We start from the raw sequence: 25,177 nt of genomic DNA, 5'->3' as shown, positions 1-25,177 counted from the left end.
TACCGCTGCCCCGCAATTCGACAAAACAGTCTCTTAGTCCGACAAAAAAGGAAATGCAGCGTATGCCTACTCGTTTAATAACGGCTTTTGGCGGTTGTTTGCTCGGCGTTTTTACGCTGCCCGGCTTTGCACAGACAAACTTTACGCAAGAGATAGACGCTATCTTTTCGCACATCAAAGCCGACGACCCCGGCTGCACCGTGGGTGTCGCTCAAGACGGGCAATGGATTCACAAAACCGGTTACGGCCTAGCCAACATGGAACTCCATGTACCCTTGGACGGCAGCCACTTGCATCGTATGGCCTCGGTCTCAAAGCAGTTCACAGCCATGTCCGTGCTACTGCTGGCTGACGAAGGCAAGATAAACCTAGACGTCGACATCCATGATTATTTGCCGAAGCTAAAGCCCTACGAAGCCAAAGTCACCATCACCGCTATGCTCGGTCATGTCGCGGGCATGGGTGACTATGATTTAGTGGCAGGCTCCTATGAAGGACCCAAGGCGGAGAACGCCATAGACCTTAAGTCGGCTGCCGGCGGGGACTTTCGCTTAGGCAACGAAGATTATCTGAGCATTGACGAATTCTATGCGGTGGTTGCTCAGCTACCTCTGGCTCAAGCGCCGAATGAAGGTTTTCTATACAGCAACATCGCTTACTTCCTACTGTCGATGCTCGTAGAGGAGGTGTCCGGTGAGACTCTCCGCGAGTATGCGGATAGACGAATTTTCAAACCCCTGGGCATGCAAAACACTTTCTTTAGCGATGACCCGGTAGAGATCGTCGTCAATCGCGCCGACGGCTACAAAAGGAATGACGCCGGCGAGTATGTGATCGACATGACGAACCTGTTCTGGGTCGGTGACGGAGGCTTGCATACCAACCTCGATGACATGCTGATCTGGGACAGACATTTCTATGAGCCGAAGCTAGGCAACGATCCCAAGGAGTTGATGGCGCTGATGAACTCTCCCAGCAGTCCTCATGAGGACGACGGCAGACTCTACGCAAACGGACAATTTGTCAGTACTAAACAAGGCTTGACGCTCTTTGAGCACAGTGGCGGCTGGCTGGGCACCTCCACCTATTACGCGCGGATTCCCAACAAGCATCGCTCCCTGATGATGATGTGTAACGATGCCAGTCTCGATGTCAGCGCATTGGCCAAGGAATCACTCAAACGCCTGCTCGGCAGCAGCACTCACTCCCAATAACAAGCGCCTTGGGAAAGTTCTAGAGGTGCTTACCATCGAGGTAGTACCACCGGCCATCGAGGCTCTCAAAGCGACCCACCTCCACAAGTCGATGACCTTTGCCGGCGATCTTGAATCGCGCAACAAACTCTACCGTGCCCGATTGGTCTCCCGCAGCACCCTCTTGAGTATTGCGAATACTCAGACCCAGCCAGCGCTGTTGTTCGTCAAAACGCACACGGCTGGGACGGGTTTTGGGGTGCCAGGTAGCCAACAGGTACTCTTCGTCACAGACTACAAACGCGCTGTAGCGTGAGCGCATCAGTTGCTGGGCACTTTGCGGGAAGGCAGTACCATTAAGAAAGGGCTCGCAGCAGACCGTAAACGCCCCGCCACTTTGACAGTGGCAGGGGGTTACTTCCATTTAAAGCCTGCGATTAGAACGTTGATGATCAAGCTATAGAGGATGAACACGTACCGGCAGATTACTGATGCCGCGAACAAAGTTAGACAACACACGCTCGGGCTCGCCAACCACTTCTACTTTACTGAAACGCCGCATAATCTCCTCCCAGAGGATACGCAGTTGCATCTCCGCCAGGCGGTTACCCATACAACGGTGAACACCGAAGCCAAAGGACATATGGTGTCGGGGGTTGGCGCGATCAATAATAAATTGATCCGCGTTTTCGATAGCGGTCTCGTCGTAATTGCCGGACAGGTACCACATCACAACCTTGTCGCCCTTACGGATCTGCTTACCCCGAAATTCCACATCCCTGTTCGCGGTACGGCGCATGTGCATTAACGGGGTTTGCCAGCGAATTACTTCTGACACCATGGAGGGAATTAAGTCGGGATTGGCTCGCAGCTTCTCGTACTGTGCAGGATTCTGATTCAGGGCAAGCACCCCCGCGCTGGCGGAATTCCGGGTGGTGTCATTGCCGCCGACGATGAGCAAAATCAAGTTGCCAAGGTACTCCATAGGATCGTCGACCATATTCGCGGTATTAGGATCGCGCTGAAGCATGCGAATCAAATCCAGGGTCTCAACGCCATCGTCCTTACGCTCATGCCAGATGCGGGTGAATGTCTCCAGACACTCGTGCAGTCCGACAAGTCGCTCCTCGGGATCCGTGTCACCACCTGCGATCTCCGGTGTGGAGGTAGCAAGATCGGACCAGTAGGTCAGCTTGGTGCGCTCCTCAAAGGGAAAATCAAACAAGGTAGCCAACATCTGCGTTGTCAGATTGATGGATACCTCATCAACCCAGTTAAAGGTCTCTCCCGCCGGAAGACGATCCAGAATTTCACCCACACGCGCTCGTATGAGGCTTTCCATTTCCGCAAGATTCTTGGGCGCGACCGCACCCTGCACGGCTTTGCGTTGCACGTCGTGCTTCGGCGGATCCATGGAGATGAAATTCCCCAGGGGCAGGTCTTCTGTTAAATCGCCGATCACAATCGTCGGCTCAGAAGAGAAATCCTGAAAGTTGCTGTCGATTTCGACGATATCTTTAAAGCGTGTTATCGACCAGAAAGGCCCGAACTGACTGTCGGCGATGTAATGCACCGGATCCTCAGCGCGAAGACGCTCGAAATAGGGACGCCAGGCATCCTGCTCGTAAAGACGGGAGTCACTGACGTCGATATCTTCGAGGGCTACAACGGCTGGGTCGGGCAGTTTCATCGCTTGATTCATATTATTATCCTTTAGCTACTTCAAACTACATTTGATACTCGGGAAGCCTGACTACTAAACCGTCCATGTCGTCTGACACATCGATCTGACAACTCAGACGGGAATTCTCGGCTCGGTCCGGGCGCATATCCAGCATAGACTCTTCCAGCATTGCTGTACCGCCTGTTACCGAAGCCCAGGGCTCTTCGACAAAACAGTGACAGGTCCCGCAGGCACAGGCACCACCACAATCAGCATCAATACCAGGCACGGCGTTATCAAGGGCGTTCATCATCAAGGTCTTGCCGACCTCAGCTTCAATCGTGTGGCTCGTACCGTTGTGCTCTATCAAGGTGATCGTAGGCATAGCAGGGCTCTCAGTGACTTATCTTATGCCAACCACTGTACTGAATAAGCCTTGGCATTGAGGGTTATAATTTGCCATAGGGGGGTTATAATTTGCCATAAAATTTATGTGGGTCACTATGAGTCTCGACGCTAATGAGTTCCTCCTACCCAGTACTTACTCGCGCATCGTCGCGCGCGTAGCGCAATTGCAGGAACGGGATTTGAGCAAACTCCTGCTGGGTACAGACTTGCCCGAAACCATCCTCATGCCCGCAGATGAGACGTTTATTAGCGGTGAGCAACAACTTCAGATCATGAAAAATGGTCGCGAGTTACTCGGCTCCGCAGATTTTGGTTTACGCCTTGGCGAGCAGCTACAACCCTCTGCTCATGGGCCACTAGGATATCTGGCCTTGTGCAGCCCCGACCTGCTAAGTGCGCTTTATGCGCTTAGGGATTACTTACCTATGCGAATGCCCTGGGTTGCCATAGATATAGACGTGTCCAAGGAGCGGATCCTTTGTGAACTGCGCTTGCGCATGTCCATCGATGGCAACGCATTTGCCCAGGTAACGATGGCTGAGTGCTTCGCCATGGTGCTGCAGTCCTTCGTCGAAGCGGTACTTCGGCGACCCGCATCGGAAGCGATCATTGAGTTTGCACACCGCCCGCCTCCGCATGCCCAGCGCTACGACAACTTCCTTCACGCGCCCTACAGTTTTGATTGCAACAGCAACAGCTACGTCTTACCCGGTGAGTTAGCGACGGCGGCAAACGCAACCAGCGACAATGCTTCCTTCAGGCTGACACAGCAGTTGTGTAATGCCCTCCTTGAACAAACGCCCAGGTCGAGCAGTTCCATGGCCGATCGCGTTCGCACACTCATGCTCCTGCGGCCCATAGAGTCGATTGGAGAACCAGAAATAGCTCGGGCCCTGTTTGTGTCAAAACGTACCTTGGGGAGACGTCTTGAATGTGAGGGCACTAACTATCGAAGAATAAGGGAACAGTTTCTGGAGGAACTGGCCAGACGCTATTTGCTGGAGCCTCGGCAAACGGTAGACACAGTCGCAGCATCCCTGGGCTACAACGACGCCGCTGCATTTAGAAAAGCTTTCAAGCGCTGGACGAGTATGACCCCCAAAAATTATCGGCAATCCTCACCATCTCTTTAAAAGGACGAAGATTGCCTATGCGTCATCAGATCAATCAGAGCCTGATCGGCAGGTCTCTGACGCGCTGCCCCGTGGCAGCAAAGATTGCGTTCCCGATCGCCGGTGCAACCGCAATTAAAGGCGGCTCCCCCAGGCCGGTAGGAAACTCATCGCTCTGGATAAACTTGATGTCCAGCTCTGGAACATCAGCCATGCGCAAGGGCGTGTAGGTATCCAGGTTGCGATCCCTCACCTGGCCATTCTCAAAGGCCGTGCCTTCATACAGCGCAAGACTCAGACCCCAAAGTGAGGCGCCCTCTGCCTGTGCCATAGCACCATCGGGATGCACCACAGTGCCGCAATCTAATGTCTGCCAAAGCTTTTTCACCGTGACATCTTTTCCATCGACAGCAACATGCGCCACACAGGCACTCCAGGTCGGCATCGCACGTTCCTGACCATGGGCAACCGCAACACCCAGTGCCTCACCTTCCGGCAGGGACGAACCCCAGCCCGAGCGTATGCGCACATCTTCCAGCACAGCTGCGAGACGTGAAGCACCGCCTACCTGCATAGGCGCGCTGCCGGCTTGTCTCCCTACAGCATCTAGCAGGGATAGACGATACTCCAGCGGGTCCACACCCAACTTTGCGGCAATCTCATCCATAAAGCACTCGACACCCCAACCGATCCACCCGGGTCCCACCGAGCGCAGCCATCCCGGGAGGAAAGTCTTTTGCGCGAGCGTGTTGTTAATTGCCCGCACCCGATGATTGGCAAGGGAATACCAATGATCAGAGCCATTAATCGAGAAGCCATCAAATTTACCCTTGCCATCCACGCCCTCACCCATAAAACCGGGGGCCATAGACAATGTCGGCCAGCCGGCCGCTGCGGCATGCTCTATGGCAGTAAGACTGCCATCTTCGGCAAAGGCTGCATCAAGACGGGCAACGGAGGGCGATCTTGCGCAATCAAACAGGCTGTCCGCAGGCCGCGTCATAATCAGCTTCACCGGCTTACCCAATTGGCGGGCCGCATGGGCTGCGGGAATCATTTGATCCCCGAACAAACGCCGACCAAAACCACCACCGAGGTAGTAGGTGTGCAGCACAATATCCTTCTCTTCCATATCCAGGGACTGCGCCAGCGTCGGAATAATCAAGGACTGCCACTGATTCCCTGCGTGCACGTGACATTGTCCGTCACGAAACTCCACCAGCGCGTTCTGCGGCTCAAGCGCAAAGTGCAGGGCAGTACTCGTTCGGTAGGTAGCAGACAGAGTGTCTGTTGCAGATGATATGGCTGCCGATGTATCTCCGGCATCGACGAACAGGACTCCGCTGGATGGATCATCTACCAACGCTTTGCCTTCGGCAAAAATATCGTCCTCGCTGACAGACGCGGTCTCGCCCACATCCCATTCAACTTTAACCGCCTCCGTCGCTTTCATAGCAGCGGGAAAGCTGTCGGCAATCACCAACGCCATGCCCTGAACAAATCCCGATGAATCCTCAATGACCAGCGTTTGCTGGTATCCGCCAATCGCTTTGGCAGCACTATCATCTATCGAAGTGATCACACTGCCGTATCGCGTAGGCGCGACAATGGGATGAGCGTAAACCATGCCGGGCAACTCTGAATCCAGCCCATAGACTGCGGTGCCTTTGGATTTAGCCGGCACATCTAAGGCCAAGGCAGCCTTACCAATTAGTGTCCGCGCCGCCGCAGGCTTAATCGGCATTGCCGCAAGCTCGTCTTCGCTGAACGTACGGCTGATATCACCCCGGGAAACGATGTCGGCGAAACTCAAAGACTGCCCCGCGCCGGATACGACGCCGTTCTCCGCGCTCAACTGTGCCGCATCAACAGCTAACAGCTCGGCGGCTGCATCGATCAATACCGTGCGCCCTGCGGCACCGGCTCTGGACAACATCTCAAAGCTAGTGACCACAGACCAGGATCCGCCAGTAACCATATAGCCCCACTTGGGATCGGTGTCGACATGCACCAGACTGACCGAGTCCCAGCTGGCACCAAGCTCATCCGCAACTATGCGCGCCAGCGCCGTACCCACGTGCTGACCCATTTCTGCCTTGGCGATGTTCACCAGAACCTCACCGGCCTCATTGATCTCAAACCACACCGCAGGAGAAAATATGCGACTGCCACCGGTTGCGACAATTTCCCTCACCGCTTCTTCTTTTGAGCAGCCCGGTAAAACCACACCCAGACCCATCATCAATCCCGTACCAAGACTTCCCGCAAGAAAACTTCGACGACTGACGCCCGTATTTACAGTCTTCATGAGTTCACCTCAGCTTGCGCAGCGGACTTTATCGCCTTGCGTATCCGGGTATAGGACATGCAGCGGCAAAGGTTCCCGGTCATGGCCTGGGTAATTTCCTCTTCGCTGGGATTGGGGTTCGACTTAAGAAAGGCTTCCGCTGTGACAATCTGTCCCGACTGACAATAGCCACACTGCGGTACCTGGGCGTCGACCCAGGCCTCTTTGAGTGCCGTACCTTCTGCGCTGGCAAGACCTTCAATGGTGGTGACCTCAGAACCTGCGACTGCACTCACCGGGAGCACGCAGGACCGGATGGGCACGCCGTCGCGCTGCACCGTGCATGCTCCGCATTGGGCAATACCGCAACCAAACTTGGTCCCTTTGAGCTGCTGCTCGTCGCGAATCACCCATAGCAAGGGTGTATCGCCGGGTGAGTCAGTCGATACCTGCTTACCGTTTAGCTTAAATTCGATCACGCTACGTCCTCCTGGTTACACCATCTGTCCAGAGCCGCGCTAAAGCCCGTTTAAATGCGTCATCCAAACTATGTACACAAGGCAGCACACAGGCATTATTGTGTAGTAAGCATAGCGTATTGTGATAATTTCGGCTGCCCTCGTTACCGTAAGGCGGTCCCAGCAATACTCGGCAATGGAGAAGTAATCTTGGAAGGTTATCTACTACTGTTTGGCTCAGCCTTCCTTGCAGCCACCATTTTGCCATTTTACTCAGAAATCGTGCTCGTGCTGGCGCTACAAGAAGGTGCCGACCCTGCACTGCTACTATTTACAGCAACGCTGGGCAACACCTTGGGGGCGGTGGTGAACTGGGCTATTGGTCGCCAACTGCTGAAATTTCAAGACAAACGCTGGTTCTATTTTTCGCCTGCCCAGATAGCCAGAGCCCAGCGCTGGTTTCAGCGTAGAGGAGTCTGGTCGTTACTCTTCGCTTGGCTGCCTATCGGTGGCGACGCTCTCACGCTCATCGCAGGGGTAATGAACGTGCGTTTAACCACCTTCCTTGTCTTGGTAGGGATAGGCAAAGCCTTGCGCTATGGATTTGTACTGCTCATCGCGATCTACGCTTTGTAAACAATACCTTTAGCGTCCTATGTTCAGCCGCCAAGCAGACTCACCATGCTAAAGCCCAGGTAATTACCCAGTGCCAGTCCCGCAGATCCCACCAGAATCGCAGGTAGCTCGAGGTCACTGCGTCCGAGACTTCTTGCCAGCGCCAGTGCGGAGGTGCCTCCACCAATATTTGCCTGAGAAGCGACGGCTGCGGTTTCCAGGTCGGCTTTAAGGAGTCGAGCTGCACCAAAGACTACAGTTCCGTGGACGCTTACCAGTACAAGGACAAACACCCCCAGCACCGGAGCCAACTCCCCCATACGCATGAGCGCCTGGGCATCGCAGAGCGAACCAATAACTGCAAGAAACAGATAAACCGCCAGCAAGCCCAACAAACGAGCACCGCGAAGCCGCTGCACCACAGGTAGTTGCGCCAAACACAGCGCCAGGGTCGAGAGCACCAATATCGACGGCACATCAATGTCAGCGCGCTGCTGTAACAGGTCCGCGATAATCTCCGACAAGCCCACGGCCGCAATCCCCAAAGCAATTACCGCCGCGAGATCAAAGATACGTGCGATCTCACCCTCATCCTGTATAGGACCCGAACTCACCCGCTCAGCCTGTGCAGCTGGCTTAGGCCAAAATCCGGCGAGCAGACGCGGCAGAGTTACGCAGACCACCATCCAAATGGTGGTCATGGCATTGTCCACGGCCGCTGCGCCAGCGTAGAGCGCGGCATCTTCCATCACACCGTATTCCAGTGCGACGGCGTTGTAATTCACGCTGCCGCCTACATAGGTCCCGGTAAACATGCCTGCCAAAACCGCATGCTGACTCCCCAGCGCATCTGCTCCACCGACCACCCAATGACCTAAGGCCGCTCCCAGTGCGGTGCCAAAGGCACCAAAGAGAAACAGTAGAAGCGTGGGCCCACCTACCTGACCGAGACTGCGTAAATCGACCAGCAGTAACAGCCAAAAGATACCCAGGGGCGCGACGTAAGTGAATATAGCGTCGTAAATTGGTGTCTCCGGGCCGTAGGTAGGAATAATGCCCAGGTTTGCGACAAGGGCCGTCAGCAGGATAACCAGCAATGCGGCCCCAAAGTGTCGGAGCCAAGTGCGCGTCGCCAACCATTCGGAGATCGCAATGAGTGCTGCCAAAACGGCCGCTATAGAGAGTGTGCTTACAAACATGCCGACATGTTACACGCATCCCGTGGATTTCTGAGCCACGCGGTCAAAGCCCGTGTTCCCCTTACTTTTTTTCAGTGATTTCTTGCACTTCCACGCATCTACGGGTACCCTTTGCGCCGCTCATAATCGACCGTCCAGGTGTGTCTCCACATTTGGCACTCCCAGCTTATGAAATCGACGGTCCGTTGCGGGCCGCACGCGATCATCGTTTAGACGCCTTACGGTTAAGACTCTCTAGTGAAGTCTCTCCGAAAGAAGTCTCTCCGGAAAAACCGTCCGGGTTGATCTGCGACAAACAAGACGGACATCAACGGACAGACTGAATGCTTACTGCAAGAAACCTTGAAAAAATCATGGAGCTGGAAGAGACGCTTCGCACTGAATACCAGACGCAGCTTGATGCTAAGTCAGAAGAGATTAGCAAGCTCGCGAAGGCCACAGAAGATCAAAAGGCCGTCATCGCCAAACAGCTGGAGCAAATTTCTGCGCTCTCAATCGATGCATCGAAGAACAAGAAGGTCGAGCAGCGGAATCGTGAGCTTCATCAGCGCAGCGAAAACCTGCTGGAAGATGTAGCCAAGCAGAAGGCACGCACCAAGACTCTGCAAAGCGACCTTACTGAGGTTCGCGAAGAACTGGGTACGCTAAGACAGTTTGATCCCGCAAAAATGAAGAAAAATCTCGACGCCAGCAAAAAGAAGCTAGCGGAGAAGACTACAGCTAACGACCTGCTGCAAAAGTCTTACAAGCAGACGAAGTCGGAAAACGCTGACCTAAAGGCGCAACTGAAGGCGCTGGAAGAAAAGCTGGAAGAATTAGAGCCGAAAGACGCCGACGTTGAAGAATCTGATGTAGAACAGGAAGCCGCTGCGTAAATTGCAGTGCCGGGGCAAAAAACGCGAGAATTTTTACCCCGATTAGCGGTACACTAGCCTTCGTAAGACCCTGCTACATCGTACCTATTGCGCCCGTAGCTCAGCTGGATAGAGTAACTGGCTTCGAACCAGTTGGTCGGGAGTTCGAATCTCTCCGGGCGCACCAATTTCTAAAGCATCTCCCTCTAAACATCGACCCATGTGCCCCCTAAACAATGGGCATATCTACTTGCCACGCCGGGGGAGGCTGTGATGTATCTGGCGTATGCTCTTCCTGAAATTGCTCCAGATGTCTTTCTACGGCACCCGCTCTTCGCCCGTAGTGCGCGATATGGAAAGTTGCATCCCCTTCGTAGACCAACGGGAGGTTGGTTCGCCCGATCACGACACCTCCCGAGGGCGCCACAATAGGAGACTCCGCTGCACCCAGGGGATCCGCGACGATAGCGAGCGTCTGCCCCTCGGTGACTTTGTCGCCAAGAGCTGCAAACGTACGTAGCACACCGCTCTCCCCGGCCCGGACCCAGGTAGTCTCATTACTGATAATGGGCTCGGGCAAGGACTTTCGGCTGCGCGAAGTGGGAAGCATGCCAATATTGCGCATGACGTTGATGATGCCCCGTACCCCGGCACGAATGTAGACCTCTTCAAAGCGCAGGGCTTCTCCCGCCTCATACAAAATGACCGGGATACCCAAATCGCCTGCACAATCACGCAAAGAGCCGTCACGAATTTTTGCATCAATGGCCAAAGGAACCCCAAAAGCCATAGTCATCTCCGCTGCTTTTGGGTCATCAAGGTCAGCACGTATCTGCGGAAAATTGCTCCGATGCCGAGCCCCAGTATGCAAATCGATGCCGTGGGTACACTTTTTTACTACTTCGTTGACAAAGGTGTACGCCACCCGGCCCGTCAAGGAGCCTTTGGAGGAGCCGGGAAACGAGCGATTGAGATCCCGGCCATCGGGCAAGTAACGCGTGTGATTCAAAAAACCGTAAACGTTCACGATAGGAATCGCCAGCAGACTCCCTCGAAGGTTTTTGAGCGCGCGATGTTGAAGAAGACGTCGGATAATTTCGACGCCATTGATCTCGTCTCCGTGAATTGCCGCGCTGATAAACAGCGTGGGGCCCGGACGCTTCCCGCGTATGGCCTGCACGGTGATTGAGAGATCATCATGGGTGTACATGGGCGCCACTGGCAGATCTATAAGCTGCCGCTCACCCGGGGCAACACTCACCTTCCCAATGATCAAATCTGATGCTTTTTCTACCGTCACGACTGCGTTGTTTCTCCGTCAGTTCCTACAGCTCGGATGTTTACTCTAATGGGAGTTCGTTGAGGTGATGGCTGTATCGAGCTCCTGAACTTTTGGTCGACGCTTGCGCTGGGTCCTTGCTGGAATCATGTCGCGCATTGCTTCGAGTTTGCCGTAACACAGCAATTTATCACCGGCCTCTAACACCCGCTCCCGGCGAGGATTAGGAAACACTTTACCGTCGCGATAAAGAGTCAGAACGTTAAGGTCCTTATCTTCCACCGTGGATTGCATAATGGTCTGCCCCACAAACTTTGAACCCTCGGGGATATACAGCTCCGTCACCCCATACCCCTTGCTGACGGTGAGGCGCTGGCGGATATCAATCTCGGGGAAGTCCACCTGGGCTGCAAGATAATCAACCACAGCACCGGCGATATCCAGTCCCGTGCACGTTTCTATACCTTCCAGGCCCGGCGAAGAATTGACCTCCATCACCTGGGGGCCATCTTTGCCCTCAAGCATATCCACTCCCGCGACCCGAAGACCGAGAATCTGCGCACAGCGCACGGCGGTCTCCCGGTAACGCTCATCCAGCTCTACCGGCTCTGCAACACCACCGCGGTGCACGTTACTGCGAAACTCCTGACCCTGAGCCACCCGGCGCATGGCAGCAACCACCTGATCACCCACCACAAATGCTCGAATATCTTTGCCCTTACTCTCGGCGACAAATTTCTGAATCAACACGTTCTGCTTCTGGCTCTGCAGAAGCTCGATAATAGACTCGGCTTGCTTAACGGACTCCGCCAAAAGCACGCCGATGCCCTGAGTTCCTTCAATCAGCTTGATCACGATAGGTGCGCCGCCCACTCGCTCGATAGCAGGAAGCACATCTTTACGGTCCCGCACAAAGGTCGTTCGTGGCAGCCCAATGTGATGTCGACTGAGAATCTGCAGACTGCGCAGCTTGTCTCGCGAATTCGCAATCCCGTGAGCTGTGTTGGCGCAGAACACGTCCATTTCCTGAAACTGTCGTACTACCGCGGTGCCGTAGTAGGTAATGGATGCTCCAATTCTTGGCAGTACTGCATCGTAGCTGCTCAAGGGTTTCTGGCGGTAATAAAGCTCCGGCGAGCCCTCCTCAAGATCGATGGCAAACTTCAGGGTATTCAAAACCTTAACTGTATGCCCACGTTGTTCGGCGGCCTCTTTTAAGCGCCGGGTACTGTAGGCATTCGGTGCACAGGAGAGTATCGCTAGCTTCATAAAGCTGCCTCATACGGTGGAGTGGAGGAATAACGAACCGATCTATAGTCGCAGACATTACTGTTACGCAAGTAAATGTCAGATGACCGCCTTGCGGTGCATAAAGACCCAGCCAAGACGCTCTTTTGATCTATTCTACAGCGTTGATATGAGACTAGTTGCTTTACAGTGATTACAACAAGCCGCGATTTTTCAATAAAGGCGTTACCTCGGGGTCTCTACCTCGGAACGCCCGGTACAACGTCATGGGGTCAACCGTGCCGCCGCGCTCAAGAATCTGAGTGCGAAATGCCGACGCCGTCGCCGGATCAAACAGTCCTCGTTCCTTAAAGGCCTCAAAACCGTCGGCATCCAGAACCTGCGCCCAAATGTATACGTAGTAGCCTGCTGAGTAGTGGTCACCGCTGAAGATATGCTGAAAATAGGTGCCCTTATAGCGAGGATCAATCAACGGTGTTTTGCCAATATCCTGCAGTGCCTGAGCCTCAAACTCTTCGACATCGCGCGCTCCCGCATCAGGGTCACTATGCCAGGCAAGGTCCAGATAGCAGGCTGCCAGATACTCCGTCGTGGCAAACCCCTGATTGAATTGCTCGGAGGCTTTGAGCTTGCTAATGAGTGCATCAGGTATCGGTGCATCCGTTTGCACATGCCGCGCATAGGACTTCAGCACCTCTGGTTCCATGGCCCAGTGCTCCATAATCTGGGACGGCAGTTCCACAAAGTCCTGTTTAACGTTGGTGCCACCCAGACTCGCGTAACGCACGTTGCTCAAAAGACCATGCAAGCCATGCCCAAACTCATGAAACAGCGTTCGCACTTCATCTACACCCAGTAGGCAGGGTTCCGATTTTGGAAAGTTGCAGCAGTTGACGATCACCGGGGCTGCGCGCTGACCATTGTAGGACTGCGCACGAAACTCGGACATCCAGGCACCGCTGCGTTTTGAGGAGCGCATATAAAAATCAAACAAGAAGTAGCCGATTAGCGTTCCATCGGCCTCGGTAGCTTCATAGGCCTGCACGTCGGGGTGATACAACGGAAGATCAGCACGCTCTCGAAAAACAATACCGTAAAGCTTGTTGGCGACTTCAAAAACACCGTCGCGAACGTTCTCCAGTTTGAAGTACTGCTTAATCTCATCAGGATCCAGATCAAAGCGCTCCTGACGCAGTTTTTCGGTGTAATACCACCAATCCCAGGGCACTAGCTCGTGTTCACTGGCAAGACCCGCACACTCAGCCAGTGCCACAGCTTCCTTGCTGACCTGTTCCTGACAAGGTTGCCAAACCTTATCTAGTAACTCGCGCACCGCCACCGCTGTTTTTGCCATACGGTCATCAAGCATAAAGTCCGCATGACTAGCGAAGCCCAGCAGCGCAGCACGCTCGCTACGCAAGGCCACGATCTCGCGGATCAGCGGACGGTTATCGACGCTGCGCGTACCACAACTGCTGTAAGCACGGTAAATCTCCTCGCGCAGCGCGGGATTGTCCGCGTACTGTAAAAATGGCGTGATGGACGAGCGGGAAAGTGTGAACACATAGGCGTCGTTCATTCCCCGCGCCCGCGCCTCGTCTCTCCCCATCTCAAGAACATAGTCGGGCAAACCCGCAAGCTCGTCCTGTGAATGCAAAATCAAGGCGTAGTCGTTATTGTCCTTTAGCACGTTTTGACCAAAGCGGGTGCACAGCACGGCCAACTGCTCGGTGATCGCGCTCACTCGACTGCGCTGGGCGTCCGTGAGCTCAGCACCGGCGCGAATAAAAGTTCGCAAGGTCTCCTCAAGCAGCTGCTCTTGCTCAGGACTCAAAGACTCCTCTACCTCACGCACCGCCCGTACTCGGGCGTATAGCTGTACGTTGGCATAGATACCGCTGCGGTGGGCACTAGCCTGTGGTGCTATTTCACACTCCAGCGCCTGCAACTCGTCATTTGTGTCCGACGATGTGAGATTCCAAAAGACATCCTCGACGCGAGTTAGCAAAGACCCACTGTTCTCAAGAGCTTCAAGGGTATTCGCAAAGGTGGCCGCCTCGGGATTAGAAGCGATGGCATGAACCTCTTCCCGCTGCTGCTCAAACCCGCGATCAAAAGCCTCGCGATAGTGCTCAAAGCGGATCGCCGGAAAATCAGGGATGCCTGTGTCTGCTAGAGGCTCAAAAAACGGGTTGCTCATAAAATTGCAGTCCTGGGGGAAGATAAGTCGCTAAGGACGTTTGAAAGGCGATGAATAGTACGCCATGTCGACCTGTTTGCTTAGCTTGTCAGTCAAGCACGGTCCACGTAGGCTCGGCTTAGCCATTTTATAAGAAGGTTTCAGCCCATGCCCAACTCTGCAGCGAACACTCAACGACGACACTTACTCAAAACTTTGGCGGCCGCATCCGCCATGGCCGCCTTCGGCCGACCCAGCTGGGCAAATATGGCCGTAGGCAAAGCCGATCTCATCGTCACCGGCGGTACCTTTCACACCATGGATGTGAGCACCTCCCTCGCCGAGGCCATGGCGATTCGAGGCAACAGAATCATGGCGATGGGCTCCATCAATGATATTCAAAACCTGACCGGCCCAAACACCCGACGCGTCGACGCCCGGGGACTCACCATAACCCCCGGATTCATCGATGCGCACTCGCATCCCCTCCTCGCCAACGAGGCGATCAGCGTGGACGTAAATGTTCGCCAGATCTCCAAAGTCCAGGCCCTGTTAAAAGAGCAGGCCCAGCGGACGCCCGAGGGGCAATGGGTGCTGGCTCACATGTACGACGACACCAAGTTCGATGAAGGCCGCCCGCTGACTTTGCAAGATATCGACGCCGTAGTTCCGTCCCAGCCCGTTATGGTGCGTCACCGGGGTGGCCACACTGCCGTGGTTAACTCAAAAGCCTTTGCTATGGCCGGAGTCGACAATCAAACGCCCGACCCCCAAGGCGGCCGTTTCTTTCGGGAGGACGGCCAACTCACGGGCAAGGTTGCGGAACTGGCAATGGACGTTTTTGACAGCGTAGGCGAATGGCCCGTCGTAGACCGGGAGACCAACCGAAAAGGCGCCAGCCTGATGACCAAACGCATGGCAGCATCAGGCCTGACCAGCACCACCGATGCTGCTGCAGACCTGGAAGGCTGGATTTCCTACATGGATGCTCTCGATGCCGGAGAACTCTACACCCGGGTAGCCTTCATGCCGCGCGGTAACTCAGAGATTTATACCACCATGAAAGAAGCCGGTATGCGCTCGGGATTTGGCAACCCAATGCTGCGCGTTGGCGCAGTGAAGTATGCCGCCGATGGCAGTGCCTCCGAGCGCACCATGCGTATGAGCACGCCGTTTGAGGGTACGGACGACTACGGCATTCTCACCATGTCCCAGGAACAAATAGATGCTGCCGTGGATGAGGCCGTCGCCAATGATTTTCGCATAGGCATTCACGCCAACGGAGATGTCACCATTGATATGGTTCTTAACGCTTACGAACGTGTGCTGGCGGACTGGAAAGGGAGTAATCCGCGTTTTCGTATCGAGCATTGCTCACTGGTGAACCCTCAGTTAATCAAACGCATCAAAGCGACAGGCACCATACCCACCCCCTTCTATACCTACGCCTACTACCACGGCAACAAGTGGGTGGATTATGGTCCGGACAAAATGCGTGACATGTTCGCCCACCGCTCCTTTATCGATGCGGGCATCATGGTCGCGCCGGCTTCAGACTTCACTCCCGGCCCCTACGAACCCATGATGGCGCTTCAAAGCATGATCACCCGGCAGGATTCCCAGGGTCGAGTGTGGGGTGAAAACCAGCGAATCACCGCCGCTGAAGCGATGCAGGTGTGCACCATGAATGGCGCCTACGCGTCCTTTGAAGAGCACGACAAAGGCTCACTAACTCCGGGCAAACTGGCTGACTTTGTACTGTTAGGCCAAGATCCAATGACCACAGACCCCACAGCGATAAAAGACATCCCCATTGTCGCCACGTATCTGGACGGCCAACCTGTCTTCGAGGCCTGATTCAGGGGCTCAAATCCACCCTAAAAGTAGACATATACAGCCGTCTTCGACGGCTCGTCTTATGCGATGCTCCGCTCATCGCTAAAGGCGTGACCTTTGCTCAAACCTTGCGCACTTTGCTTACTCAGAGTCTCACGCAAGGTCAGAACCATGAAAGCAATAGCATTAGTAATCTCCTTAGTATTTGCCACTCAAACTGCGTGGTCCGCCGATGAATCAACCGCCGACATGCCCGGCTATGTCGACTTTTCCGAACTGTCACAGGATTACGGTGAACCTCGAGTGATGGTCAATCTCGGTGGTTCACTGCTGAAGCTAGTGGGCTCCATGAAGCACGACGATCCCGTTGCCGAAGAAGCACTCAAGAGTCTGGATTCAGTGCGCATCCATGTTTACAACACCAACGGTGATACAAGCTCGGCCGACGCGCGCATGGATGCGGTTAGCAGCAAGCTGGCAGATCAGGACTGGGAGCAGATCGTGCGCGTTCAGGAACCTGAAGATCGCGTGAACGTTTATGTAAAACACAGCGCGGATCGCATTCAGGGCCTGATGATCATGGCGGTCAATGCCGAAGAAGCCGTGTTTGTAAATGTCCTGGGTGACATTGACCCGGCCCATCTGAACAGCGTAGTCGCGGGCATCGACGTAGTCGACGACTTTGGCGTCGACTTCGATCTGGCACTGTAGGCCAAAGCATGAAAATTCTAACGCTACTGCTTGTCACCACACTCCTTGCGGGCTGTGGTGTCACCGCATCCTCTCGCAACCCAGGCTATGTTCAATTTGATACACCGAAGCAGGAAGGCCTGAAAACCGATACGTCTATTTCTCTTGGGCCACGTTTGCTTCAGTTTGCGGCACGACATGTGGATGACGACCCAGAGACCAAGGCGCTACTGCAATCCCTCGAGGGCGTGCGGGTCAGTGTTACCCACTTGTCAGAGAGTGTTGATCATGAAGTGCTTCGCGACCAAGTAGGCATAGCCACAGCAAAAGCCTTCGACGAGCGCTGGAGCCCAATCGTTCGTGTCGTAGAGGACGACTCCCGAGTCCACATCTTTGTGAAAGAGCAAGAGGGCCTCCTCCTTGGCGTCGCTGTGGTGGCCGTGAATCACGAGGAACTGTTGTTCGTGAACATCATGGGCGAGATGGCCGCAGAAAATCTCTCGGCGCTGTCATCCGTAGTACCGGGTGCAGATACTCTTGCCCTGAGCACTATCAGCAGAGAGTAGACACTCTTCGCGTCGCTCCTGCTTCGAGTAACAAGCCGGCATTCAGTTAAGGACACGACCGGCGTATTCTCTGCAGGTCAGCCCTCTGGGCTCCTGCACGGAATTAACGCGATGCTGCGACTCATCCGGCACACCGCCGTTCTGCTCACCATGCTTACACTGTTGGGGAGCAATATTCTTCTGCTTACCAGCAGCGCCTTCAACGCGGCTATATCGAGCGCCCTCGCCACGACTCTGGGAGTCCGCACAGCAAGCTCGGCACTTTCCGCTAAGTTGGCAGGCAGTGAGCGACAAACGCGCGCGCTCAAAACCAAACACCTCAAAGCCAATACTGCGGTTCGTCGCTTCGGTAAAAATCTGACCGCAAGAACCAAACGTGTGGCAGCGCGGGGCATCGCCGCTATTCCCGCAGAATCACTGCCTTACATCGGCGCGGCGGTCGTGGTTTCAGGCATGGTGTACGAACTCTATGAGGCCTGCGAAACCCTGCGCGAACTGAACTCCTTGTACGCCGATCTAGGCGTAACCGAGAATGTGCCCCCCGATGCCATGAGCACACTGTGCAACCCACCGCCGCTTCAGGAACTATTTACCAATCCTCTTTCACAGCCGGACGCCTAAATCATATGCCTAGATCTACCGTTACTGCATCGCTATTCGCACAGGGTCTCTTAGGCCTGACGGCCCTCACAATCGCCAGCAGTAGCATAGCCGCTGTCGACGATCAGCGCCCGCCGGGACTCAATGGCGCAACCTGGCAGTTCGGACCACTCAATCGCTGGGCTTACACCCATATGAGTGAAGTACTGCCCAGCAAAGCCATCCGCCGGGGAACTGTCACGCCACGGCCTATTGCGGACCTGTCCGTCGCGGCCGATGACATGTCTATTGAGTGGGACGGATCTCCCACAAAGCTCTCCCAAGTCATGGAGGAGCAGTACGTTGACGGCCTTTTGGTGATTAAGGATGGGAAAGCCGTCTTCGAGCGTTACGCCGGCAGCCTTACCCCTGAACGAACACATCTTCTTTGGTCCGTGAGTAAAACAATCACCGGTCTTACCGCAGCAAGTGTTGCTGCAGACGGACTCATTGACCTCAACAAAACCGTTGCCGATTACGTACCAGACCTTGCCAATAGCGGCTGGGGACCGGATCGCCTCCGAGATGTTCTGGATATGCGCGACGGCTCCGAATGGAACGAAGACTACGCTGCAGCCGATAGCACCGTGCGACGACAGGACTGCTCTGATGGACTGCTCATGGGGCCAGACTGCGCCGGAGTGCCAGTGACGGGCAATTATGTCTTTCTCCCGGCCGTAGGCAGAATGCCCGGGCGGCAGGGTACCTTTGCTTACAAATCGGGTACCACGGACGTCATGGCCTGGGTTCTTGAAGCGGCGACAGGACAGCGCTTTGCAGACCTGGTATCCGAGCGAATCTGGCAGCGTATTGGCGCTGAGCAGGATGCCGGCATCACTGTAGACACCGGGGGATTCACTCTGGCATCCGGCGGTATGCATGCCACGCTCAGAGATGTCGCGAGAGTCGGTCTTCTTATGCTGAACAAGGGCGTGAGTGGGCAGGAGCAAGTAGTACCCACAGCGTGGATAGAAGACCTCATATCGCGAGATGGCAGCCGAAGCTGGCCCTATGAAGCCGCGCCGGGTACCCGCCCCTATTACCGTTCATTTGTATGGGGAGTCGGCGATGGAAAAGGCTCCGTGCAAGCGCGTGGCGTACACGGGCAGTTAATTCATGTTGCGCCGGAGGCTGACACCGTCATTGTCATGCTGTCGAGCTGGCCCGATGCCGAGGGTGGCGCGGCGAATGTGGGTCACGAAACCCAGCAAATACTGGTTCGAGCTATTGAAGACACGATCGACTGACGCTCTGCCCTGGGGCTAGAGGTCTTCGATAGGTATGTAATCGATGTCGAACCCAAAGGCACGGGGCTCTACAACTTTTAACGCTTTTTCGCTTCGGTAATGCGGAGGACAACCGATACCAAAAACACTGACTCGCTGGCCATAATGCACGCGCTCGGCGTTGATCGGCGCCGATGTCTCATGATCCACCATGGTGATCAGATCCGGCACACTGGCGACCACGCGACCGTCGATCTCTGCCAGTAGAAATTCATTCTTAATTGTCAGACGCAATGGCGGCGAGTCATCAATCGTCGACTCCAGCAGTGCTTCGCCCACATCAAAGCCACCGACAGTCTTGCGACTGATATCCACGACCTTGCCGGTATAGAGACGCTTGAACTGCCCGTAATCGGATGCGTCAAACAGCTCCCGAAGAGGCGCTTCGATATGGGCGGCATTCCCAGAGAAACGCTTGAGCGTTCGACCCAGTTCCAAGGCAAAGCTAATTGTGCCGGGGATAATCGCGCGCCGGGCCTCTTCACTGGTCATGGGGTGTTCGGCCGTAAAGACCATACCACCCATAGCCATGGACAAATTGCGGATTTGTCGCTCATACAAGACAGCATCCTTCACATCGAAGTACACAGCGCCGCCGCTATAGTCCACCGCCACGGCGGGACTGGGCTTCACGCCTTCGATAGCAAAGGTCATCATTTGCGCCTCGGGAAGAGCCCGGGCCATGCCGTCACCATCGATGAGAGGAATACCTTTTGCCGCCGCGGCTAAGAGAGGAATCACAGAGTTTGCGCCACCCACTTCGAAGGACACAAGGTGGCTAATGGACCTGCCCACCCACTTTTCGAAACGATCCACCACCTCCAGACACTCATTGCCAATGGGCAAATGCTCCAAGCTGATAGAGGGGGCTCCCACTTCGCCCACGGCAACCACCAGAGAATCATCCGGGAGATCCTGCAGGGGAAAGAGCGTGACCGGGCCGTGCTTTTTCAGCGCTTCGGTAACCAACAGCTGACTGATATAGGGATCACCACCGCCGCCGGTGGCAAGAAACACTGAGCCCATACACAGCTCTTCTATGTCCTCATGAGTGATCGTTACGCTCATGCCTGGCTCCCCGCAAAGTCCAAATCACCAATCATCTTCACTCGCAAACGCGTTGACTCATTTGCCATATACGAGATCGCCGTTTCCTCTATATCGGCGACTCGAATGCTCGCCTGCTTGGCACCGGCCTCGATGAGTTCAGCACTGAGCTGCGTCTTAAGTTCAGCTAGCACTTGCTCTCGGGGCTGCTCGCGATAGGACACGATACGCTCAAGTTCCCGCCCCACCTGTGCGTTCGCCGCGCCGATAGCATTGGCAACGCCCGCGTGCTCTGGCCGATGTAACTGTGATGCATTGGCAAGATCTCGAGACACCAAAACCGCACCTCCACCCACGAGAATCACGGGCACTGGATCGCGACTGGACTTCATCTGGTCAATACCCTCATCGATGACCTCGTGCATGCGGCACATCGCAGTCTCGACGACATCAGCAGAGAGTGTCGCAAGCTTCTCCGGGCTACCGATATCCGCGACACCCGCGGCAACTGCGATATCCGTAGTCGTGAGCGTATCGCCTCCAAACACCAAGCCATCTGTCACCAGGCGATAACCCACGCTTTGGGGACCGATAGTTGCGCCGTCCGCACTGACACGGCTGCCACCACCTAAGCCAATCGCCTGAATATCCGGCATCCGAAAGTTGGTACGAACGCCACCCACTTTGATTGCCACATTGGACTGTCTTGGGAAGCCGCCTTGCAGCACGCCGATATCTGAGGTGGTACCGCCGATATCCACAACCACCGCATCACTTAGCTGCGTGAGCAGGCTCGCACCGCGCAGGGAGTTGGTCGGCCCCGAAGCAAAGGTCAGGGCAGGAAACTCTGCGGCGAACTCTGCGGACATCAAGGTGCCATCGTTCTGGCTAATGTAAAAAGGACAGCGTATATCTCTGGCAGCCAGTGCATCTTCAAAAGCCTGTACGACATTTTTGGCCAGGGGCCGAAGGCTGGCATTAAGAATGGCCGCATTCTCGCGCTCGAGCAGGCCCATGCCGCCAATCTGATGAGACAGCGTCAAGCCGACCTCGGGGATCTTTGCTTGCAGCCGCTTCGCGACATCGAATTCCTGCTCGGGGTTCGACGGCGAAAACACAGCAGAAATGGCGACAAATTGAATACCCTTTGCCGCTATGTCGTCAATGACGCCGTCAATTTCTGCATCATCGAGAACACCAATGGGAAAACCGTCGTAGGTCAATCCGCCGTGCACCATATAGGCATGACGTCCGATGGCATCGGCAATATCTTCGGGCCAATCAGTCATCGGCGGAATCATTTCCCCGGAGGGGAGTGCGATGCGAATGATTGCCGTGGGAGCGAGCTCTCGACGCTCGATCACAGCATTGGTGAACTGGGTGGTCCCGATCATCACCGCTTCGATGGCTTCGTGAGCCACGCCGCTAGCCTCCAAGATCACATCCAGAGCGCCTAACACGCCGTCCCTGACGTTCGCCGAGGTCAGAAATTTGGTCGAGGCTACGACTTTGTGCCCATCAAGCATTACCGCGTCCGTGTGCGTGCCACCGACATCGATACCAATCCGCATAAACTCTTACCCCTTACGCATGCTGGCTAGCCATTCAACGAGTGTGTAGGCCAGCATTGATAAAAGCAGTGCGTCCAGGGCCCCAATAGTGGTGACCGACGCTCCCGCGTAATAAAGCCAGGCAGCTACCAGGCCGGCACCCAAAGCGACTGCGACGGCATTGAAACGAATCGCGGGGCGATGCTCAAGATGATCGGCAGAAAAGTCTCTGCGCCCAAGAATATAAAAATCCGCAAAATAGATACCGGCGATCGGCGGCACGAGAAGCCCCATGAGTATCAAAAAATCGATGAGTTGATCGGAAATCCCCACGATGGCAGCCATCGTGCCGACTACGCCCATAATGATCACCACCGAGCGATAGTCTCCCAGCGGAACAGACGCACGAGATGCCAGTGCTGTGGAATACAAGTTGATGACGTTAGTCGTCCAGGTGGCGAACACCAGAACCACCAGCGCCAGACCTCCAAAACCCATGAGGATCATATAGGTCATCGGCTCCAGCTCGCCCCACACCAGCACCGGGATCATTCCGACGATGTAGGCGATACACATACCCCCGCCCTGCCCGACAAAAGATGCCACCACACAATCTCGCGTAGTGCGCGCATAGCGAGTGAGGTCCGGTGTGAGCACAACCCCAACGATGGCCGCACCGATCACCGCAGAAACACCTGTGGGCATGTCGATAGCCCCACTTCCCGGCATATTCAGAAGCTCGGTCAATGCAACCTGACGCAGCGACAACACCACAACTCCCGCAAGGGAAAGCAGTAAAAACGGTACGGCAATCAATGCGAGTCGATCAATAGCCTTAAAGCCATAAATCGTGGTGACGGTCACGATAAGACTGGACAGAACGGTGTAGGTCCATTCCGGCAGCGCTAGCGTCGTAAGCTCACTAGCGGCCAAAAACAGTGTCCGACCAAAGAGCTCCGCGGTCACCGCATACCAGCCGAGAAGGAACACACCAAACCCAAAGTTAATGAACTTGGCGCCCACATAACCAAAGGTGTGCTCGATGATCATGTAGCTGGAAAGCCGAGTACTCGCCCCAACAATAGCGGCAGGTATGGACATGAGACTGAGCGCTAAGGCGCCGATAAGCGTGGCCGTCATCGCAGAACGTAGGCCCATGCCCTGAGCAAGCTCACCGGCGCTGTACATCAGTGGCAGAGTGATGGAAATGCCGATGAGTACAATGCCGATCTGAAAGCCGCTGACGGCCTCCGTAGGGTCTACCGGTGTGCGTGCGTCCGCGTCGTAAGCGAGGCTTTCAGCCACAACAAAGTCCTGTCAGGGGTGCTGACAAGACCCTAACACACGGACGTTGATGACCTCTTCGATGGACCGCAGTGCCTCCAGGGAATCATCGCTGGGACAGGCTTCCAGATCGATAATGTTGTAAGCAAGGTCGGCGCGACTCTTGTTGAGCATGTCGACAATATTGATGTCATGCTCGGCAATGATCGCGGTGATCTGATTCAGCACCTTGGGAACGTTTAGATTGCTGATAGTGACCCGCACCGGCGTGGTGCGCGGTAAAGCAATATTTGGGAAATTCACAGAGTTGGCGATGTTGCCATTCTCAAGAAAATCCATGAGCTGATCGGCCACCATGACCGCGCAGTTCTCTTCTGCCTCACCGGTACTCGCACCAATATGCGGCATTTGCAGAATCCCCGGATGACGGAGTGTCTCGTTAGCCGGGAAATCCGACACATAACGATGCATTCGCCCCTCGTCCAAGGCACGGATAATGGCGCTGTTATCAACAATCTCGCCCCGGGCAAAGTTGAGGAGCACCAGAGAGGATTTGACCCCCGCAAGCAGACTGTCGCTGACCAACCCGCGGGTCGCATCAAGCACAGGTAGATGCAGGCTGATGTAATCGGCTCTTCCAAACAAACTATGGAGGTTATCCATTTTTTCGACGTCGCTGGACAGGCGCCAGGCTGCCTCAACGCTGATCGCCGGGTCATATCCGATCACCTTCATGCCCAATGCCAGACCCATGTTGGCTACCAGAGAGCCAATGTTTCCAAGACCCACAACGCCTAGAGTCTTTCCAATGAGCTCGGTGCCCGCGAAACGCTTCTTTTCTTTCTCAAGCAGTGGATCCAGGCCCTCCTGCTGCTCAAGGGACTCCACAAACTTCATTCCCGTATAGATATCTCTCGAACCCAGCAGCATCCCCGCCAGCACTAGTTCTTTCACGGCATTGGCGTTAGCACCAGGCGCATTAAAGACAACAACGCCCTCCTCGCTGCAGCGTTCCAGAGGAACATTGTTCACCCCTGCGCCCGCGCGTCCGATGGCCTTAAGCGATTCCGGAAACTCCATATCGTGGAGCTTTTGGCTGCGAATCAAAAGGGCGTCTGGATGCGGCAGCTCACTGGCAACCTCATAGCCCTCCCGTAAAAAGCGGTTGAGTCCCTTGACCGAGATAGTGTTGTAGGTGCGAATTTTGTACATAAAAGTAGGTGGTCCTGGCTTCAGGAGCGCGTAATTGTAGGTCCAATAGCCTATAGACTGTCAGAAAACATAAGATAGATATTTACACTCCGGAGATTTCTCATGCTCAAACTGCTTGCGATACTACTGTTCAGCGCCCCGTTAATCGCTGCAGGGGCAGAGGATGCCCGGGAAGTATTTACCCGCGTGACGCCGCAGAATTTTGACATCGGCGGCAGTGTCAGCCTGCAGTTTCACCTGCACGCCGAGTCCTACCTGCGCAGCGCCACAATCGCCCGAGGGGATTCCACCCTTGACCTGGATATCGCTCAAAACCGTGATATCACTGCTGCGTCAGTGCGCATTGACAATGCAAGCGTCGAGTTTGCAGACTATGTTGCCAGCGACACGCTGCTCGATAGCGTAGTCATTCTCCATCATGGCCAGATTGTCTTTGAGGCCTATCCAAAGATGGAGCCGCAGGAACGGCACTTCGGGTGGTCTGTCACCAAAGTCCTGACATCAGCCACGCTGGCGACGCTGGTTGCCGAAGGCTCAGTCAGCATGGATGCCCCCGTTGAAACCTATGTGCC

At 55.0% G+C, this 25,177-nt stretch carries 23 protein-coding genes, 1 tRNA gene and 1 pseudogene; 11 read left to right on the top strand and 14 right to left on the bottom strand.

Going from position 1 to position 25,177, the window contains the following annotated elements; translation table 11 throughout:
* The first annotated feature begins 62 nt into the window (after positions 1–62).
* The gene (locus ACI9KD_RS07820) at positions 63–1,214 is read left to right on the top strand and encodes a serine hydrolase domain-containing protein (RefSeq protein WP_414980601.1); all 1,152 of its coding nucleotides are present in this window, start codon (positions 63–65) and stop codon (positions 1,212–1,214) included.
* A 19-nt stretch (positions 1,215–1,233) separates the two neighbouring features.
* On the opposite strand, the gene ACI9KD_RS07815 is transcribed toward ACI9KD_RS07820, so the two are convergent.
* From ACI9KD_RS07815 to ACI9KD_RS07805, 3 genes are read right to left on the bottom strand one after another with little or no spacing between them, the layout of a single operon-like run.
* Positions 1,234–1,617: a YchJ family protein gene (locus ACI9KD_RS07815; protein ID WP_414980600.1), complete on the bottom strand. Its 384-nt coding sequence runs from the start codon at positions 1,615–1,617 to the stop codon at positions 1,234–1,236.
* A 33-nt stretch (positions 1,618–1,650) separates the two neighbouring features.
* Positions 1,651–2,895 (bottom strand): cytochrome P450, encoded by a 1,245-nt coding sequence (locus ACI9KD_RS07810; RefSeq protein WP_414980599.1) that lies wholly within the window; start codon positions 2,893–2,895, stop codon positions 1,651–1,653.
* Positions 2,896–2,920: 25 nt separating this feature from the next.
* Positions 2,921–3,241 carry a 2Fe-2S iron-sulfur cluster-binding protein gene (locus ACI9KD_RS07805; RefSeq protein WP_414980598.1) on the bottom strand — a complete coding sequence of 107 codons (321 nt, stop codon included), beginning with the start codon at positions 3,239–3,241 and terminating at the stop codon, positions 2,921–2,923.
* 118 nt (positions 3,242–3,359) lie between these two features.
* Between ACI9KD_RS07805 and ACI9KD_RS07800 the strand changes: the two genes are divergently transcribed.
* Complete coding sequence (locus ACI9KD_RS07800) at positions 3,360–4,397, top strand: AraC family transcriptional regulator ligand-binding domain-containing protein (RefSeq protein WP_414980597.1); 1,038 nt, start codon at positions 3,360–3,362, stop codon at positions 4,395–4,397.
* 34 nt (positions 4,398–4,431) lie between these two features.
* On the opposite strand, the gene ACI9KD_RS07795 is transcribed toward ACI9KD_RS07800, so the two are convergent.
* Together ACI9KD_RS07795 and ACI9KD_RS07790 are read right to left on the bottom strand one after the other, a co-directional pair.
* Positions 4,432–6,684 carry a molybdopterin cofactor-binding domain-containing protein gene (locus tag ACI9KD_RS07795; RefSeq protein ID WP_414980596.1) on the bottom strand — a complete coding sequence of 751 codons (2,253 nt, stop codon included), beginning with the start codon at positions 6,682–6,684 and terminating at the stop codon, positions 4,432–4,434.
* Complete coding sequence (locus tag ACI9KD_RS07790) at positions 6,681–7,142, bottom strand: (2Fe-2S)-binding protein (RefSeq protein ID WP_414980595.1); 462 nt, start codon at positions 7,140–7,142, stop codon at positions 6,681–6,683. Before ACI9KD_RS07790 ends, ACI9KD_RS07795 begins: the two co-directional genes overlap by 4 nt.
* 189 nt (positions 7,143–7,331) lie before the next feature.
* Here ACI9KD_RS07790 and ACI9KD_RS07785 point away from each other — a divergent pair, with 189 nt between their 5' ends.
* Positions 7,332–7,757, top strand: coding sequence for a YqaA family protein (locus tag ACI9KD_RS07785; RefSeq protein WP_414980594.1), 426 nt, complete (start codon positions 7,332–7,334; stop codon positions 7,755–7,757).
* A 23-nt stretch (positions 7,758–7,780) separates the two neighbouring features.
* On the opposite strand, the gene ACI9KD_RS07780 is transcribed toward ACI9KD_RS07785, so the two are convergent.
* Positions 7,781–8,935 (bottom strand): DUF819 family protein, encoded by a 1,155-nt coding sequence (locus ACI9KD_RS07780; RefSeq protein ID WP_414980593.1) that lies wholly within the window; start codon positions 8,933–8,935, stop codon positions 7,781–7,783.
* A 353-nt stretch (positions 8,936–9,288) separates the two neighbouring features.
* Here ACI9KD_RS07780 and ACI9KD_RS07775 point away from each other — a divergent pair, with 353 nt between their 5' ends.
* Positions 9,289–9,810, top strand: coding sequence for a hypothetical protein (locus tag ACI9KD_RS07775; protein WP_414980592.1), 522 nt, complete (start codon positions 9,289–9,291; stop codon positions 9,808–9,810).
* Between the two features lie 89 nt (positions 9,811–9,899).
* Positions 9,900–9,976: transfer RNA gene (locus ACI9KD_RS07770), tRNA-Arg, on the top strand.
* 42 nt (positions 9,977–10,018) lie between these two features.
* On the opposite strand, the gene ACI9KD_RS07765 is transcribed toward ACI9KD_RS07770, so the two are convergent.
* The 4 genes and pseudogenes from ACI9KD_RS07765 to ACI9KD_RS07750 all read right to left on the bottom strand — a co-directional run bounded on the left by ACI9KD_RS07765 (position 10,019) and on the right by ACI9KD_RS07750 (position 14,516).
* Positions 10,019–11,089, bottom strand: a complete 1,071-nt coding sequence (locus tag ACI9KD_RS07765) for a succinylglutamate desuccinylase/aspartoacylase family protein (protein ID WP_414980591.1) — start codon at positions 11,087–11,089, stop codon at positions 10,019–10,021.
* A gap of 45 nt (positions 11,090–11,134) precedes the next feature.
* Positions 11,135–11,413: a cation:proton antiporter regulatory subunit gene (locus ACI9KD_RS07760; protein ID WP_414980616.1), complete on the bottom strand. Its 279-nt coding sequence runs from the start codon at positions 11,411–11,413 to the stop codon at positions 11,135–11,137.
* Positions 11,414–12,337: pseudogene (gene rimK, locus ACI9KD_RS07755) on the bottom strand (30S ribosomal protein S6--L-glutamate ligase); the annotation flags it as partial.
* Positions 12,338–12,509: 172 nt separating this feature from the next.
* Positions 12,510–14,516, bottom strand: coding sequence for a M3 family metallopeptidase (locus ACI9KD_RS07750; RefSeq protein WP_414980590.1), 2,007 nt, complete (start codon positions 14,514–14,516; stop codon positions 12,510–12,512).
* Positions 14,517–14,663: 147 nt separating this feature from the next.
* Between ACI9KD_RS07750 and ACI9KD_RS07745 the strand changes: the two genes are divergently transcribed.
* The 5 genes from ACI9KD_RS07745 to ACI9KD_RS07725 all read left to right on the top strand — a co-directional run bounded on the left by ACI9KD_RS07745 (position 14,664) and on the right by ACI9KD_RS07725 (position 19,473).
* On the top strand, positions 14,664–16,352 hold the full coding sequence (locus tag ACI9KD_RS07745) for an amidohydrolase (RefSeq protein ID WP_414980589.1): 1,689 nt from the start codon (positions 14,664–14,666) through the stop codon (positions 16,350–16,352).
* Positions 16,353–16,502: 150 nt separating this feature from the next.
* On the top strand, positions 16,503–17,042 hold the full coding sequence (locus ACI9KD_RS07740; RefSeq protein ID WP_414980588.1) for a DUF4252 domain-containing protein: 540 nt from the start codon (positions 16,503–16,505) through the stop codon (positions 17,040–17,042).
* A gap of 8 nt (positions 17,043–17,050) precedes the next feature.
* Positions 17,051–17,587 (top strand): DUF4252 domain-containing protein, encoded by a 537-nt coding sequence (locus ACI9KD_RS07735; RefSeq protein WP_414980587.1) that lies wholly within the window; start codon positions 17,051–17,053, stop codon positions 17,585–17,587.
* A gap of 111 nt (positions 17,588–17,698) precedes the next feature.
* On the top strand, positions 17,699–18,208 hold the full coding sequence (locus ACI9KD_RS07730; RefSeq protein WP_414980586.1) for a hypothetical protein: 510 nt from the start codon (positions 17,699–17,701) through the stop codon (positions 18,206–18,208).
* Between the two features lie 5 nt (positions 18,209–18,213).
* Entirely contained in the window at positions 18,214–19,473 is a 1,260-nt protein-coding gene (locus ACI9KD_RS07725; RefSeq protein ID WP_414980585.1) for a serine hydrolase domain-containing protein, read from the top strand.
* 15 nt (positions 19,474–19,488) lie between these two features.
* Here ACI9KD_RS07725 and ACI9KD_RS07720 read toward each other — a convergent pair whose 3' ends face one another.
* From ACI9KD_RS07720 to ACI9KD_RS07705, 4 genes are read right to left on the bottom strand one after another with little or no spacing between them, the layout of a single operon-like run.
* Positions 19,489–20,580, bottom strand: coding sequence for a DUF917 domain-containing protein (locus tag ACI9KD_RS07720; RefSeq protein ID WP_414980584.1), 1,092 nt, complete (start codon positions 20,578–20,580; stop codon positions 19,489–19,491).
* A complete protein-coding gene (locus tag ACI9KD_RS07715) occupies positions 20,577–22,130 on the bottom strand; it encodes a hydantoinase/oxoprolinase N-terminal domain-containing protein (protein ID WP_414980583.1) in 1,554 nt (517 codons plus the stop codon). Before ACI9KD_RS07715 ends, ACI9KD_RS07720 begins: the two co-directional genes overlap by 4 nt.
* Before the next feature lie 6 nt (positions 22,131–22,136).
* The gene (locus tag ACI9KD_RS07710; protein WP_414980582.1) at positions 22,137–23,414 is read right to left on the bottom strand and encodes a purine-cytosine permease family protein; all 1,278 of its coding nucleotides are present in this window, start codon (positions 23,412–23,414) and stop codon (positions 22,137–22,139) included.
* Positions 23,415–23,426: 12 nt separating this feature from the next.
* Entirely contained in the window at positions 23,427–24,605 is a 1,179-nt protein-coding gene (locus tag ACI9KD_RS07705) for a phosphoglycerate dehydrogenase (RefSeq protein WP_414980581.1), read from the bottom strand.
* A 102-nt stretch (positions 24,606–24,707) separates the two neighbouring features.
* Between ACI9KD_RS07705 and ACI9KD_RS07700 the strand changes: the two genes are divergently transcribed.
* Positions 24,708–25,177 (top strand): serine hydrolase (locus ACI9KD_RS07700; protein WP_414980580.1); only part of this gene is annotated, 470 nt, incomplete at its 3' end.

It is taken from the genome of Congregibacter sp., assembly GCF_047617445.1.
In the GTDB taxonomy this organism is placed as follows: domain Bacteria; phylum Pseudomonadota; class Gammaproteobacteria; order Pseudomonadales; family Halieaceae; genus Congregibacter.
Note: the sequence above shows the minus strand (reverse complement) of the source record. Positions and strands in the feature narration are given on the sequence as shown.

Coding starts and splice junctions, on each gene's coding strand:
- ACI9KD_RS07820 (WP_414980601.1), top strand. CDS start 63: ATGCCTACTCGTTTAATAACGGCTTTTGGCGGTTGTTTGCTCGGCGTT.
- ACI9KD_RS07815 (WP_414980600.1), bottom strand. CDS start 1,617: ATGGAAGTAACCCCCTGCCACTGTCAAAGTGGCGGGGCGTTTACGGTC.
- ACI9KD_RS07810 (WP_414980599.1), bottom strand. CDS start 2,895: ATGAATCAAGCGATGAAACTGCCCGACCCAGCCGTTGTAGCCCTCGAA.
- ACI9KD_RS07805 (WP_414980598.1), bottom strand. CDS start 3,241: ATGCCTACGATCACCTTGATAGAGCACAACGGTACGAGCCACACGATT.
- ACI9KD_RS07800 (WP_414980597.1), top strand. CDS start 3,360: ATGAGTCTCGACGCTAATGAGTTCCTCCTACCCAGTACTTACTCGCGC.
- ACI9KD_RS07795 (WP_414980596.1), bottom strand. CDS start 6,684: ATGAAGACTGTAAATACGGGCGTCAGTCGTCGAAGTTTTCTTGCGGGA.
- ACI9KD_RS07780 (WP_414980593.1), bottom strand. CDS start 8,935: ATGTTTGTAAGCACACTCTCTATAGCGGCCGTTTTGGCAGCACTCATT.
- ACI9KD_RS07775 (WP_414980592.1), top strand. CDS start 9,289: ATGGAGCTGGAAGAGACGCTTCGCACTGAATACCAGACGCAGCTTGAT.
- ACI9KD_RS07750 (WP_414980590.1), bottom strand. CDS start 14,516: ATGAGCAACCCGTTTTTTGAGCCTCTAGCAGACACAGGCATCCCTGAT.
- ACI9KD_RS07745 (WP_414980589.1), top strand. CDS start 14,664: ATGCCCAACTCTGCAGCGAACACTCAACGACGACACTTACTCAAAACT.
- ACI9KD_RS07740 (WP_414980588.1), top strand. CDS start 16,503: ATGAAAGCAATAGCATTAGTAATCTCCTTAGTATTTGCCACTCAAACT.
- ACI9KD_RS07735 (WP_414980587.1), top strand. CDS start 17,051: ATGAAAATTCTAACGCTACTGCTTGTCACCACACTCCTTGCGGGCTGT.
- ACI9KD_RS07730 (WP_414980586.1), top strand. CDS start 17,699: ATGCTGCGACTCATCCGGCACACCGCCGTTCTGCTCACCATGCTTACA.
- ACI9KD_RS07725 (WP_414980585.1), top strand. CDS start 18,214: ATGCCTAGATCTACCGTTACTGCATCGCTATTCGCACAGGGTCTCTTA.
- ACI9KD_RS07720 (WP_414980584.1), bottom strand. CDS start 20,580: ATGAGCGTAACGATCACTCATGAGGACATAGAAGAGCTGTGTATGGGC.
- ACI9KD_RS07715 (WP_414980583.1), bottom strand. CDS start 22,130: ATGCGGATTGGTATCGATGTCGGTGGCACGCACACGGACGCGGTAATG.
- ACI9KD_RS07705 (WP_414980581.1), bottom strand. CDS start 24,605: ATGTACAAAATTCGCACCTACAACACTATCTCGGTCAAGGGACTCAAC.